10 protein-coding genes and 1 pseudogene are annotated in these 13,479 nt (G+C 61.0%); 7 read left to right on the top strand and 4 right to left on the bottom strand.

The features are described 5' to 3' along the window. Positions 1-12: 12 nt before the first annotated feature. The 4 genes from argB to argA are packed head-to-tail and all read left to right on the top strand — an operon-like array spanning position 13 to position 4,695. Complete coding sequence (argB, locus tag AC13DJ_RS06905; protein ID WP_022988460.1) at positions 13-909, top strand: acetylglutamate kinase; 897 nt, start codon at positions 13-15, stop codon at positions 907-909. A gap of 26 nt (positions 910-935) precedes the next feature. Further along, complete coding sequence (locus tag AC13DJ_RS06900) at positions 936-2,180, top strand: acetylornithine deacetylase (protein WP_482933677.1); 1,245 nt, start codon at positions 936-938, stop codon at positions 2,178-2,180. 23 nt (positions 2,181-2,203) lie between these two features. After that, a complete protein-coding gene (gene argE / locus AC13DJ_RS06895; protein ID WP_289101558.1) occupies positions 2,204-3,373 on the top strand; it encodes an acetylornithine deacetylase in 1,170 nt (389 codons plus the stop codon). A gap of 14 nt (positions 3,374-3,387) precedes the next feature. After that, positions 3,388-4,695 carry an amino-acid N-acetyltransferase gene (argA, locus tag AC13DJ_RS06890; RefSeq protein WP_058342444.1) on the top strand — a complete coding sequence of 436 codons (1,308 nt, stop codon included), beginning with the start codon at positions 3,388-3,390 and terminating at the stop codon, positions 4,693-4,695. Here argA and AC13DJ_RS06885 read toward each other — a convergent pair. After that, entirely contained in the window at positions 4,669-5,739 is a 1,071-nt protein-coding gene (locus AC13DJ_RS06885; RefSeq protein WP_482933676.1) for an aminopeptidase, read from the bottom strand. The genes argA and AC13DJ_RS06885 overlap by 27 nt on opposite strands. A 92-nt stretch (positions 5,740-5,831) precedes the next feature. Between AC13DJ_RS06885 and AC13DJ_RS06880 the strand changes: the two genes are divergently transcribed. Next, positions 5,832-9,587: a DUF1631 family protein gene (locus tag AC13DJ_RS06880; protein WP_482933675.1), complete on the top strand. Its 3,756-nt coding sequence runs from the start codon at positions 5,832-5,834 to the stop codon at positions 9,585-9,587. Between the two features lie 19 nt (positions 9,588-9,606). Then, positions 9,607-10,473 (top strand): phosphoribulokinase, encoded by an 867-nt coding sequence (locus AC13DJ_RS06875; RefSeq protein ID WP_199458227.1) that lies wholly within the window; start codon positions 9,607-9,609, stop codon positions 10,471-10,473. 3 nt (positions 10,474-10,476) lie between these two features. On the opposite strand, the gene AC13DJ_RS06870 is transcribed toward AC13DJ_RS06875, so the two are convergent. From AC13DJ_RS06870 to AC13DJ_RS06860, 3 genes are all read right to left on the bottom strand, one after another. Continuing rightward, positions 10,477-11,334 (bottom strand): pirin family protein, encoded by an 858-nt coding sequence (locus tag AC13DJ_RS06870; RefSeq protein ID WP_482933674.1) that lies wholly within the window; start codon positions 11,332-11,334, stop codon positions 10,477-10,479. Positions 11,335-11,471: 137 nt separating this feature from the next. Beyond that, positions 11,472-12,263 carry an adenosylmethionine decarboxylase gene (speD, locus tag AC13DJ_RS06865; RefSeq protein ID WP_022988452.1) on the bottom strand — a complete coding sequence of 264 codons (792 nt, stop codon included), beginning with the start codon at positions 12,261-12,263 and terminating at the stop codon, positions 11,472-11,474. A 99-nt stretch (positions 12,264-12,362) separates the two neighbouring features. Continuing rightward, on the bottom strand, positions 12,363-12,785 hold the full coding sequence (locus tag AC13DJ_RS06860; protein ID WP_022988451.1) for an OsmC family protein: 423 nt from the start codon (positions 12,783-12,785) through the stop codon (positions 12,363-12,365). 138 nt (positions 12,786-12,923) lie between these two features. Between AC13DJ_RS06860 and AC13DJ_RS06855 the strand changes: the two are divergent. Next, positions 12,924-13,479 (top strand): annotated as a pseudogene (locus tag AC13DJ_RS06855) (IS1380-like element ISMaq3 family transposase); the annotation flags it as partial.

The raw sequence follows: 13,479 nt of genomic DNA, 5'->3' as shown, positions 1-13,479 counted from the left end.
TAACACATCACCATGGCGCTGGATCGTGAAACAGCAATGCAGGTGGCCTCGGTACTGAGCCGGGGCCTGCCCTATATCCAACGGTTTACCGGCAAGACGGTTGTGATCAAATACGGCGGCAACGCCATGGAAAATGAAGACCTGAAGAGCAGCTTCGCCCGCGACGTGGTGTTGATGAAGCTGGTCGGTATCAATCCCATTGTGGTGCACGGTGGTGGCCCCCAGATCGGTGAGCTGCTGGAGCGATTGAACATCCAGTCCCGCTTTGTGAACGGCATGCGGGTGACCGACTCCGAGACCATGGATGTGGTAGAGATGGTGCTTGGCGGCCAGGTCAACAAGGAAATCGTTTCCCTGATCAACGCCCAAGGCGGCACCGCCGTGGGGCTGACCGGAAAAGACGCCAACCTGATCCGCGCCCGCAAGCTGGAAGTGGTGGATCGTTCCCCGGAGCTGGAACGCCCGGAAATCATTGATATCGGCCATGTCGGCGAAGTGGCCAGCGTGAATGTGGATGTGATCGACATGCTCACCCGCAGCAACGTGATTCCGGTGATTGCGCCCATCGGTGTCGGCCCGGACGGTGCTTCCTACAATATCAACGCAGACCTGGTGGCCGGCAAGGTGGCCGAGGCCATGAAGGCGGAGAAGCTGATCCTGCTGACCAACGTCTCCGGCCTGAAGAGCAAGGACGACAAGGTGCTGACCGGCCTGACCGCGCAGCAGGTCAACGACCTGATCGAAGACGGCACCATCCACGGCGGCATGCTGCCGAAAATCCGTTGCGCCCTGAGTGCGGTGGAAAACGGCGTGCGTACCTCCCACATCATTGATGGCCGGGTGGCCCATGCCTGTCTGCTGGAAATCTTTACCGACGAAGGTGTCGGTACCCTGATTTCCCGTAACTGAAGCCGATAACCGGGAGTAACCGTGGCATGAAGCGCCTGCTGTCCTTTCTGATCATCCTGGCCCTGGTGGTGTTTGCCGGCTTCAAGGCCGGTGCCTGGTGGCTGGCGGATCAGCGCCTGGCGGAGGCGCGCACGGCACTCTCGGAGGTCGGTGTATTGCAGCGAGGCAACATCAGCTCGGCACTGGATGGCCGGTTACTGCTGAAACAAGCGGGCTGGCAGGACTTCCGGCTGACCCAGCCACTGGAGCTGGGCCTGGTGGAGCTGGACACCGGCTCGCCGGTGAGCCTGCTGACGGCACTGATGTACCCGGAGCCGCTGCCATCTGACTGGCAGTTGAAGGTAGAGCAGGCCAGCATGGTTCTGGAACCGGTGATGTTCCGCAACTGGGTAACCGCCGGCGCTGAAGCCGAGGATGCACCGGCTCCGCTGGTTGTGCTGTCCTGTGCGCCGGACCCGCGCCAGCAGCTGGGCAGCGGCGACCTGACCCGCATGGGTATTGAAGCCATCCGCGGTGACCTGTTGCTGATTCAGGACAGCGAAGGCCTGCACGCGGAACTGAATACGGTGGATACCGGCAGCCTGGAAGTGCACTGGCCCGGTGCCCGCTTGCAACTGCTGGATTCGGAGCTGACCCTGGCCGGTGCGCAGGACAATGCCAGTGTTACTTTGCGGGATGGTGGCCTGATGCGCCGTTTGTCAGCCTACTGTGGCCGGGAAACCGGGCTCACGGTGAACGAATGGGCAGGCAAGGCGGCAACTGCACTGGATGCCGGGCTTCGGGCCCGGGGATACCAGGCCAGTGACCAACTCGTTGCACTGTATCGACAGTGGCTGACCGAAGGCGGCGAGCTGGTATTCCCGGTTGCGGCCACCACCGGCACACCGGATATCCCGGTTCGAACCGAAGACAACCCGGAGGCCGCCTGGCCGGTGACCTACAATGGCGCCACGGTTCCGGATGTTTACCTGACCACCATTGAAGTGGTTGAGCCGCCTCTGCCGGCTGAAGCCATGGAGCCGGTCGCTGTCCAGGAAGAGCCGGGCAAGCAGGGGTGGTATGAAGAAGATTCCGAAAACGCGAGCGACTGGATCGGCCGGCAGGTTCGTATAACTCTGTCGAACGGTAACCAGTTGGAAGGCCGGCTCGACATTGTCGGGGAAAGGGAAATGGACATCGCCCGTTCGGTGGGCAGCGGCGAAGTATCCTATCCGATACTGATTCGCGCCATCAGCCAATTCGAAGTCTGGCGGCGCGGCCGGGCAGACTGACGCCAACAAGCCGGGAGGCGAGGATGGTGCACACAGACAGTAAAGCCAGCGTGCCGGGCATCCGGGAGATGCTGGCCCGATTGATTTCCCAGCCATCGATCAGCAGTGCGTCGCCGGACTGGGACCACAGCAACGAGGCGGTGGTTCGCACCCTGGCTGAATGGCTCGAAGCGCTGGGCTTTGCCATCGAGATCCTGGATGTGCCGGGCATGCCCGGAAAATACAACCTGGTGGCTACCCTGGGCAGCGGCCCCGGCGGCCTGGTGCTGTCCGGCCACACGGATACCGTGCCCTTTGACGACAAACGCTGGCACAGCGACCCCTTCACCCTGACCGAAAAAGACGATCGCTGGTATGGCCTGGGTACCTGCGATATGAAAGGGTTTTTCCCGCTCGCCATCGAGGCGGCGAAAGCCTTTATCGACCAGCCCCTGAAGCAGCCCCTGATTATCCTTGCCACCGCCGACGAAGAAAGCTCCATGAACGGGGCCCGGGCGCTGGCCGAGGCGGGCAAACCCAGGGCCCGCTATGCCGTGATTGGCGAGCCTACCAGCCTGCGCCCGGTGCGTATGCACAAGGGCATCATGATGGAGCGGCTGGCCTTCGAGGGGCAGTCCGGCCATTCCTCGAACCCGGATTTAGGCCGCAATGCCCTGGAGGGTATGCACGAGGCCATGACCGAACTGCTGGCCCTGCGCGGCCAGTGGCAGGAGAAGTACCGAAACCCGGCTTTCAAGGTGCAGGTGCCCACCCTTAACCTTGGCTGTATCCACGGTGGCGACAACCCGAACCGTATCTGTGCCCGCTGCGAGCTGCACTTTGACCTGCGGCCATTACCGGGCATGGACATGGATAACCTGCGCCAGGCTATCCTGAACCGCATCCAGCCGCTGGCGGAGCGGCGCCAGCTGGCCCTCAGTTTCGAGCCGTTGTTCGATGGTGTGCCACCGTTCGAGACGCCGGCGGATGCGGCACTGGTGCAAGCCTGCGAAAAGCTCACCGGGCACACCGCCCATGCTGTCGCCTTCGCCACCGAAGCGCCCTGGCTGCAGAAGCTGGGCCTGGAAACCCTGGTGATGGGCCCTGGCTCCATTGACCAGGCGCACCAACCAGACGAGTACCTGGAATTGTCGCAATTACAGCCCACGGTGGATATTCTGCGGGGACTGATCAGGCAGTTCTGTATCGGATGAACAGGGAGACCGGTTTGAAATCAAACGAATGGCTGCACGGGTTCCGGCACTCATCACCGTACATCAACGCCCATCGCGGGCGCACGGTGGTGCTGACCATGCCCGGCGATGCCATAGAACACCGCAATTTTATTAATATCATCCACGACATCGCCTTGCTCAGCAGCCTGGGTGTGCGACTGGTGGTGGCCTTTGGTGGTCGCCCGCAGATCCAGTCGCGGCTGGATGATGCCGGCCTGGAATCCACCTTCTCCCGCGGGCTCCGGGTTACGCCCGATGACCATCTACCGCTGGTGATGGAAGCCATTGGCGGCTTGCGCGCCTACGTTGAAAGCCAGTTGTCCATGGGGCTGGTGAACTCGCCCATGCACAACGCGCGGATCCGTGTCAGCAGTGGCAACTATCTGACCGCCAAGCCGGTCGGGGTATTGGATGGCATCGATTTCGGCTACACCGGCCGGGTGCGCCGGGTTGATAGCCGGGGTATCGAGCAGTTGCTGGAGCTCGGCCACATTGTACTGCTGCCGCCCATGGGCTATTCGCCCACCGGCGATGCCTTCAACCTGTCCTACGAGGATGTTGGCAGCCAAGTGGCCGCCGCGCTGCAGGCGGAAAAACTGATTGTCTTTATTGATGATGAAGGCCTGCTGGATGAGGACGGCTCGCTGATCCGTGAGTTGTCTGCGCGCCAGGCTTCCGAGCGGCTGAACGACAATACCGTGACCGGCCACGATGCCGCGCTGCTGAAAGCTGCCTGTGATGCCTGTGTTAAAGGGGTGCGCCGGGCCCACATTATCAGCTACGCCGAAGACGGCGCCTTGCTGGAAGAACTGTTCACCCGGGACGGCTCCGGCACCCTGGTGAGCGGTGACAACTACGAGCAGATTCGCCAGGCCCGGGTGGAAGACATTGGCGGGATCCTGGAGCTGATCCAGCCACTGGAAGAGCAGGGCGTACTGGTGCGCCGCTCCCGGGAAATGCTGGAAACCGAAATCGACCGGTTTGTGGTGGCAGAACGGGACGGCACCATTGTGGGTTGCGCCGCTTTGTACAACTACCCGGATGAAGGCGCAGGCGAGCTTTCATGCTTCGCCGTTGACCCGTCCTATCGCCGGGCAGGCCGCGGTGACGACATCCTGGCTATGGTGGAAAAACTGGCCCGCAGCCAGGGCATCCGCAAACTGTTTGTGCTCACCACCCAGACCGAACACTGGTTCCGGGAGCGGGGCTTCGAGCCGACGGCTGTGCAGAACCTGCCGGGGCCCAAGCTGGCGGCCTACAACACCCAGCGCAACTCAAAGGTGTTCGTCAAACCGATGTGACAACTCCGCCAGCCGGGCCCAGCGTTTCGGTTCCGGCTGGCCGGACAGCTGTTCCACCTGCCGGTAGAATTCCCCGAAATTGTAGTCCAACTCCCGCAACAGTTGCCGGAACGCCGGCACATGCTGGTTGTACTGCCGGAACAGCGCCAGGTTGGCGTTGTTCAGCTGCACCGGCGGCGCCCCGAAAGGGCCGGGCTCCGGGTAGTCATCGGCCAGCCGGGCATAGGCCTGCGCCAGTTGCTCCAGGTGTCCTGCCTTGTGTTCACGCAGTTGTTCCGGGGTCAGCCTGTCCTGCCGGTTGTACAGCTGCTCCAGCTCTGCCGTAGTTGCCTCAACCAGGGCCAGGGTTTGGTTTCGGTGCTCCTGCCGCAGCAAGGCCAGGTCAAAATCTTCCGCACTGTTCTGCTGCTCCAGCCACAGACGCAACCCTTCCAGTTCCACGGCGGTCGCAAAGCTTTCGTTGAAGGCGGTATCTTCGGCCATGTAGACCACCTGGTGGGCCAGTTCGTGGAACATCAGCGCTACCATGCGGTCATCCGACAGGCGGGTAAAGCCGGTGTGCAGCGGGTCATCAAACCAGCCCAGTGTTGAGTAGGCCGTCACCCCGCCAATAAAGGTGTCGTAGCCCTGCAGGCGGAACCGGGCCTCTTCCTTGCGTGCCTGTTCGAGTTTGAAGTAGCCTCGGTAAGCCTGGCAGCCGAGCACCGGATAGCACCAGCGGTGGGGCTCCAGGGAGAACTCGGGCACCGCCACCAGGTTGACCACCACCCAGGGTCTGTCCAGTTCCACGAACTCGGTAAACGCATCGCCTGCGGGCAGGTCGAGCCGGTTGCGGGCGAAGCGGCGGGCAGCTTCGGCAAGCTCCAGTTTCTGCCGCAATTCCGGCGGTGTATCCGGCTGCTTTTGCAGGCGCTCTACCGGCTCGCCCCGCATCATCAGCGACAGGTGGCCGCCGATGGCCTGGCTGTAGTAGCCGAAAGTCGAACACCCGGATACACCAGCCAGAAGTAGTAAAAGAAGATTGATCTGAATAAGCTGTTTCATGACATGGAATGTTATGATGAAACACTTGCACGGTCACTGAGCAAATACATTGCCAGCCATCGCCGTCGAACCGGTAACCGGCCAGGATGTCCATGGAACCCAAAGAACGTCGCAGCAGCACCCGACAGCCCATCAAACTCGCAGCCCAGCTGGATATCGGTGCAGGTAATCCGTTGCCGTGCCAGATTGCCGATTTCTGTGCCGAGGGCATGTACATTCGTTATTCTGCCGAAACTTCCGGCAAGATCGAGCGGGCGTTCTCGGGTGATGCGCCGAAAGAGCTGGTGGTGCGTTTTCGCGGGCTGGAAGGTAACCGCCGTTACGAGTTCCATGTGACACCCACCCGTCGTACCGAAGGGGCCATGGGCGTCAGCTTTACCCGCTCGGACCCCGAGGCGGTCAACGCCATGCTCAAGCTGTGCGGCGCCAGCCGGGAACAGGATCGCTCCTCCCTTAAGGCGCCTTCTGACCGGGTCCAGTTTGTCCTACACCAGGCCGCCCGGGCAATTACCCATTACATCGAACCCCTGATGGATGCCTGCATCGTTCAGATGGCCGAGGAACTTCAGGCTGCTGCCAGGAAGGCCTCCCATGGCCAGCAGGCCAACGAATACCTGGAAGCGGCCGGTCAGATCCACAGCCGCCAACGAGTCATCTGGCACCAGATGGCGGCCAGCCTGCAGTCACCTCTGAAGCCCGAACCCAAGGGCGCGCCCGGCGCGGCGCTGTCGGTGGTCGACAAGAACGAATTCGAGGAATGGCTGGCGGTACGGGTGATGGTGACCCGGGCCGACACCCGCTATCGCGGTGACCTGCTGCAGCTGAAGCTGCGCCTGGATCACCTGCAGGTGGCCAACCGCACTGGCCACCATAATCCGCTGGGGCCGGCCCTGGTCAGCGAGGCGTTCCACAATGCCCTGGGGCAGCTCAACCTGTCCCGGGATGTGGAAAAAATTTGCCTGAAGGTTTTCGAGCTGACGGTGCTGAAGGAACTCGGGCCCATGTACCGGGAACTGAACAACATACTGATTCGCCATGGTGTGTTGCCGGATCTCGACCTGTCCCGCTACCTCAGTGAACAGCCCGATCCCCGGCCAACCAGGACGCCGCCGGAGCCAAAGCCGGCTGAAGAGCCGAAACCGGCTGTGGATGATCAGCAAAGTACTGCGGACAAGATCAGCGACCCCGCTAACCGGCCAACCGGTGACTTCCGTGGTTATTCCCAGTCGGCCCGGACGGCGTTCGCCACGGTCCGCAACCTGTTGAGTACCCTCCAGGCCAGTCGGGCGGCGGCCGCCGGGGAGCCGGCAACCGGGATGTTCCACGCCGATGCCCGGCCGCTGTCGCCGGGTGAGCTGTACCGTGATCTGCAGGAACTGCAGCTACAGGTTGTCGGTGACGAAGACGATACCGCATCCCTGAAAGAGCGGGTGCTGGGCAAGGTTCGGGAAAATGGCGAAGACGCCGGCCTGAACGAGGAACAGCAGGAAACCCTCGATGTGGTTGACCGCTTTTTCCAGAGTGTGTTGTCCAGCCCGAAACTCAGTGAACACGCCCAGGCCATCATGCGCCGGCTGGAAGTGCCGGTACTGAAGGTGGTGATGCGTGATCCTGCGTTTTTCGAGGACCACGGCAGCCCGGTTCGGGAAGTGATGAACCGGCTGGCCGAGCTGGGTATCCGGGGCGGCCGGGTTAACCCGGTGGTGCAGCGCCGGGTTGATGAGCTGGTGCACCGTATCGCCACCGAGTTCGAGCAGGACCCGGCGATGTTCGAACAAACGCTCGCTGAGCTGGACGGGCTGATCGAACGCCAGAACCAGATTTATCGCCGCAACGTTGAGCGGGTGACGGCGGCGGCAGAGGGTGCCCAGAAAGTATCCGAGTCCCGGGCGGCGGTCACTGAAGCGGTCAACCGCAAGATTGCCGGCTGCCGGGTGCCCAGGGCACTGATGACCCTGCTGGAAGGCGGCTGGCGTGACCTGCTGTCGCTGACCTGGATCCGCCAGGGCCCGGACAGCCAGGCGTGGGCCGATTACCTGGCGGTGATCGACTCCCTGCAGGCCTTCGGTGAAGACCCGCAGATGGAGATCAACCTGCCGGAATTGCTGCGGCTGATCCAGGATGGCCTGGCGTCTATTTCCGGTAACCATATGCCCTCGTCCCGGATTCGGGAAGAACTCAAACGGTTCCTGGTGCGGTCGCCGGAGCAGCCGCCTGAAATGGTGGATGTGCCCGAGGCCGAGCCGGAGCAGGATGCGTCAGCACAGGACCAGGATGGCCTGAGCGAACTGGAGCGGCGCAACCTCCAGCGCTGGATTACCCGCGCCCAGCAGTTGCAGGGCGGGCAATGGCTGAAGGACCTGAGCCAGCCGGAACAGCCCCAGCATATCAGGCTGGTGTGGGTGGCCCGGGGCTTCGGCCGCTTTGTCTTTGTGAACCATCAGGGCATGAGAGTGGTGGAGCTGGGCCTGGAAGACCTGGCTCGCCAGATGCGCCGTGGCGTGATTGTGCCGGATGCCGAGTATGATCGGCCGCTGGTGGATGAAAGTATCGACCGCATGGTCAAGGATGTTTACGACCAGCTGTCCTGGGCATCCAGCCATGACCAGTTGACCGGCCTGCTGAACCGCCGGGAATTCGAACGTATGCTCGACCAGCAACTGGCGGGGCGGGAAGAAAACCTGGCCTTGCTGTACCTGGATCTGCGGGGTTTCCGGCTACTGAACGATACGGCCGGCTACCAGGCCGGTGATGAAGTGCTGAAACGCCTGGCGGATATCCTGTGCCGGGAGGCCGAGGGTGGCCGGCCGGTGGCGCGCCTGGCGGGTAACGAATTTGCCATGCTGGTGCCGGCGGACAAGGGCAACAGCATTGCCAAGGCGCTGATCAGCGCCATCGAAACCGATGTGTTCGAATTTGGTGGCAGCCAGTATGCGTTGTCGGCGAATGTGGGGCTGGTTCCGGATCTGCCGGTGCTGGTCAATGGCGAGCGCTGGTTGCGGGCGTCTGAGCAGGCGCTGACCGCTGCCCGCAAGAAAGGCGAGGGCACCATTGCCGAGTATGCGCCGGACAAGGCCGACCAGGACCGCCAGGAACAGATTGCCGCCCGGCTGGCGAACCTGCAGGACCCGGGCGACGAGCGCATGTTGCTGCGCTGCCAGAAGATTATCCCGCTGCATGGCAAAGCCAGGATGCCGTCCCAGTACGAAGTGCTGATCAGCATGTACGACGACAGCGGGCAGCTGATTACCGGGCGGGACTTCATCCGCATGGCCGAACGCTATGACCGGATGCAGGTGGTGGACCGCTGGGTGGTGGGTCACATGCTGGACTGGTTGCGGGAAGAGGCCCCGGACCCCGGCGCGGTAGGTGGAATCTGTATCAACCTGTCCGGTCACTCCCTGAATGACCAGTCGCTGCTGGAGTTTATCTACGAAAAGCTCAGCAAGCAGGATGCGCCCATTGAACGGCTCTGGTTCGAACTGACAGAAGCTTCGGCCATCAATGACCTGCAGGCGGTGGCCGACTTCATGGCGGAAATGAAGGAGCTGGGTTGCCGGTTCTGCCTGGGTGACTTCGGTAGCGGCCCCAGCTCGTTCCAGTTCATGCGTTCGCTGCCGGTGGACCTGATCAAGATCGACAGTGCCTTCACCAGCCAGCTGGTGGCCAGCGAGACTGACCAGACCATGGTGAAGTCCATGGTCGACATGGCCCACTACATGGAGCGGGAGGTGATTGCCTCGCAGGTGGAGTCCCGGGGCGTGCTGGACCTGTTGCGACAGCTGGGTGTGGACTATGCTCAGGGCTTTGTGATCGAGAAGCCGCGGCTGCTCGACAGCCTGACCTGATCCGGGAGCCTTGCCGTTTATGTCCAAACGCCATCCTGTCATAGCCGTTACCGGGTCCTCCGGAGCGGGCACCAGTACAACCGGCCAGATCTTCAGCCGGTTGTTTGCCAGTGAAGACATCAGCGCGGCGATGGTCAGCGGCGACAGCTTTCACCGATATACCCGCGAGCAGATGGCCCGGCTTGCAGCCAAGGGGCAGTTCGGCGAGCGCAACCACTTTGCCCTGGCGGCCAACCACATCGACCGCCTGGAAGCCTTGCTGTACGACTACAGCCATACCGGCAACGGCCGTTATCGCCACTATGTCCATGATGAAGACCGGGAGCTGATTGCTGCCGGTTTCAAGCCCGGAACCTTCACCCCCTGGCAGTCATTGCCGGCGGATACCGATTTACTGTTCTACGAAGGTTTGCATGGCGGGGTGGTCAGCGAAAACTACAACATTGCCCAGTATGTGGACCTGTTGATTGGCGTGGTGCCCATCGTTAACCTGGAATGGATCCAGAAGATTCACCGGGATACCAACCAGCGGGGTTACAGCCCGGATGCGGTGGTCAAAACCATCATCAACCGTATGGACGACTATGTGCACGACATCGTGCCGCAATTCTCCCATACCCACATCAACTTCCAGCGCATCCCGCTGGTGGATACTTCCAACCCGTTTATTGCCAGGGATGTGCCCACCGAAGATGAAAGCATGGTGGTGATCCACTTCCGGGAAGCCGCCGATGTCGACTTTGCCTGGCTGTTGCAGGTGATTCCCCACAGCACTCTGTCCCGCCACGATACCCTGGTGATTCCCGGTACCAAGATGCCCCTGGCCATGGACCTGATCGTCCGGCCCATGGTGCAGAAGCTGATGGCCGGCAAGGCCTTCGCCTGAAGCTCAGGCGGTCAGGTGGCCGCTCTGGTAATCCTTCAGGGTCTGTTCGATTTCTTCCCGGGTGTTCATCACAAACGGGCCGTATTGCACGATCGGCTCGCCGATCGGTTTGCCGGCTATCAGCAGCACACGGGCCGGCTGTGTGCCGCCCTCCAGCATCAACTCGTCACCGTCATCCAGTACACTGGCTGCCGATGCCGGCAGGCGGGTGCGCTCGTCCCCCGTGATCAGCTCGGCGTCGCCTTCGTACAGGTACAGCATGGCGTTGTGGCTGGCCGGTACCGGCAGTGACAGCTGGCTGCCGGGCTCCAGGTGAATGTCGGCATAGATGGCATCGGTACTGCCGCCGGTGACCGTACCGGATACCTGGCCACCACTGAGGGTCATCTCACCGGCAATCAGCTTGACGGTGGCGCCGCCCTGACTGAAGGCCGGAATGTCTTCGGGCTGGATATCTCGGTAGCCGGCCGGTTTCATTTTTTCCGCCGCCGGCAGGTTCAGCCACAGCTGGAAACCGCGCATCAGGCCGGATTCCTGCTGCGGCATTTCCGAGTGCACAATGCCCCGGCCGGCGGTCATCCACTGTACGCCGCCGTTGCGCAGGTTGCCCCGGTTACCCAGGTGGTCTTCGTGCAACATGTGGCCTTCGATCATGTAGGTGACCGTCTCGAACCCCCGGTGCGGGTGGGCGGGAAAGCCGGCAATGTAATCCTGGGGCTGGTCAGAGCCGAACTCGTCGAGCATCAGGAAGGGATCCATGCGGATGCTCTGGCGCTGGCCCAGGGAGCGTTTGATTTTTACCCCGGCACCATCGGAGGTCTCCAGTGCGGGGATAATCTGTTTCAGGGCGCGATGCGTCATGGTGTCGTCCTCTCGGTTAGCAATGGTTCCATTAAACCGGGGCGACGGGCAGGATGAAAACGCAGAATTCTGGCGGGAGGGATCAAAAAAACTGAAGGAGCGGCCGGTGGCCCGTCCGGGCCACCGGCAGGGCCGGATTACTCCACGTTTCGGGAGTAGAAAATCTCCAGCATTTCACGGCGCAGACGGTCTTCGATCGACTGGGCTTCGGCCGGGTCCAGTTCGCTGGCATTCACGCCGAATACATAGTTATCCAGGTTGAAGTCCTTCAGCATCATCTTGGTGTGGAACAGGTTTTCCTGGTACACGTTCACGTCGATCATCTGATAGGCGTTCTGGGTGTCTTCGGTCAGGTAGTTCTGGATCGAGTTGATGTCGTGGTCGATGTAGTGCTTGGTGCCGTCTACATCGCGGGTGAAACCCCGCACCCGGTAGTCCACGGTCACGACATCGGAATCGAAGCTGTGGATCAGGTAGTTCAGTACCTTCAGGGGTGAAATCAGGCCGCAGGTGGACACATCGATATCCGCCCGGAAGGTGCTTACGCCGTCGTGGGGATGGCTTTCCGGGTAGGTGTGAACGGTTACGTGGCTCTTGTCCAGGTGCGCAACAATGGTGTCTGGCAGCGGGCCCGGCGATTCCTCGTTATTGGCTTCACTGTCGGTCACTTCGTGCTCGGCAATCAGCATGGTGACAGACGCGCCATGGGGCTCGTAGTCCTGGCGGGCAATGTTGAGGATGTTGGCGCCGATGATCTTGACCACGTCTGAAAGGATCTGGGTCAGACGCTCGGCGTTGTACATCTCGTCGATGTAATCAATATAGGCTTCACGCTGTTCTTCGGTCTGCGCGTAACAGATATCGTAGATATTGAAGCTCAGGGACTTGGTCAGGTTGTTGAAACCGTGTAGCTGGAGTTTGGTTTCCATAATAGTTGATCACCTTTTGCGCAGACCTTTAAGAAAGTTGCGTATTATGCATACCGTATGTGTCATTGGATAGTAGTTACAATGACTTTTTCCAGCCGGTTATTCCGCCTCGTGGATCTCGTAACTGTGGCTGATTTCCACGCCTGCCTTACCGAGCATAATTGATGCCGAACAGTACTTTTCTGCTGACAGGCTAACTGCCCGTTCTACCTGCTTTTCTTTCAGGTTGTGGCCGGTTACCACAAAGTGCAGGTGAATCCTGGTGAACACGGAAGGCACGGCATCGGCCCGCTCGGCCTCGAGCTCGGCGTGGCAGGCGGTGACGTCCTGACGGCTCTTTTTCAGGATGCTCATGACATCAAACGACGAGCAGCCACCCACGCCCATCAGCAGCATTTCCATGGGGCGGGGGCCCAGGTCCTGGCCGCCGTGGTCCGGCGGCCCGTCCAGTTGTACGGTGTGGCCAGTGCCACTGGTGGCTTTGAAGCTGGCATTGCCGGTCCAGTCAACGGTAGCTTTCATCGGTGTCTCCATCGGCTATTCGGGTATGGTGGGGAATGCTAGCCCGAATTTCTCATGAGGGGATAAAAGAAAGCGGCTGAAAGTGTTAAAATTTCAGGACCTTACACCATCAATCAACACCAACAACCGCTATCCAAAATGGTACCTCAAAAACTGACCTTCTCGCCACTTTCCCGCCGCCAGATTGAAACCGACTTCTCCGGAGGCCATATCACCTCCGATGCCGGCTTGCTGTTACTGCGCGAAGTCGACAAACAACACCGGTTAACCCAACGGCTGGCCGAGACTCTGACCGACCAGCGGGATCCCCGGATGATTCGTCATGAGCTCAAGTCCCTGGTCCGGCAACGGGTCTACGGTGTGGCCGGTGGCTACGAAGATCTGAATGACCATGAAGCCCTGCGCTTTGATCAGGCGCTACAAACCGCCACGGGTAACGCCTCCGCTCTGGCTGGCAAATCCACGCTGTGCCGAATGGAACAGGCAATGGACCGGCAAACCATTGTGAAGGCCCATGAGCTGCTCTGGCACCACTTTATTGAACAACACGAAGAGCCGCCCAAGGAAATCGTGCTGGATTTTGACGGCACCGATATTCCGGTGCACGGCGACCAGCCGGGTAAGTTCTTTAACCGGTATTACGACCATCACTGCTACTTCCCGCTTTACGTCTTCTGCGGTAGGCACTTGCTGG

It is taken from the genome of Marinobacter sp. L-46, assembly GCF_056859535.1.
Note: the sequence above shows the minus strand (reverse complement) of the source record. Positions and strands in the feature narration are given on the sequence as shown.

Excerpts from the sequence above, each read along its gene's own strand:
- argB (WP_022988460.1), top strand. The coding sequence starts at position 13 with ATGGCGCTGGATCGTGAAACAGCAATGCAGGTGGCCTCGGTACTGAGC.
- AC13DJ_RS06900 (WP_482933677.1), top strand. The coding sequence starts at position 936 with ATGAAGCGCCTGCTGTCCTTTCTGATCATCCTGGCCCTGGTGGTGTTT.
- argE (WP_289101558.1), top strand. The coding sequence starts at position 2,204 with ATGGTGCACACAGACAGTAAAGCCAGCGTGCCGGGCATCCGGGAGATG.
- AC13DJ_RS06885 (WP_482933676.1), bottom strand. The coding sequence starts at position 5,739 with ATGAAACAGCTTATTCAGATCAATCTTCTTTTACTACTTCTGGCTGGT.
- AC13DJ_RS06880 (WP_482933675.1), top strand. The coding sequence starts at position 5,832 with ATGGAACCCAAAGAACGTCGCAGCAGCACCCGACAGCCCATCAAACTC.
- AC13DJ_RS06875 (WP_199458227.1), top strand. The coding sequence starts at position 9,607 with ATGTCCAAACGCCATCCTGTCATAGCCGTTACCGGGTCCTCCGGAGCG.
- AC13DJ_RS06870 (WP_482933674.1), bottom strand. The coding sequence starts at position 11,334 with ATGACGCATCGCGCCCTGAAACAGATTATCCCCGCACTGGAGACCTCC.
- speD (WP_022988452.1), bottom strand. The coding sequence starts at position 12,263 with ATGGAAACCAAACTCCAGCTACACGGTTTCAACAACCTGACCAAGTCC.
- AC13DJ_RS06860 (WP_022988451.1), bottom strand. The coding sequence starts at position 12,785 with ATGAAAGCTACCGTTGACTGGACCGGCAATGCCAGCTTCAAAGCCACC.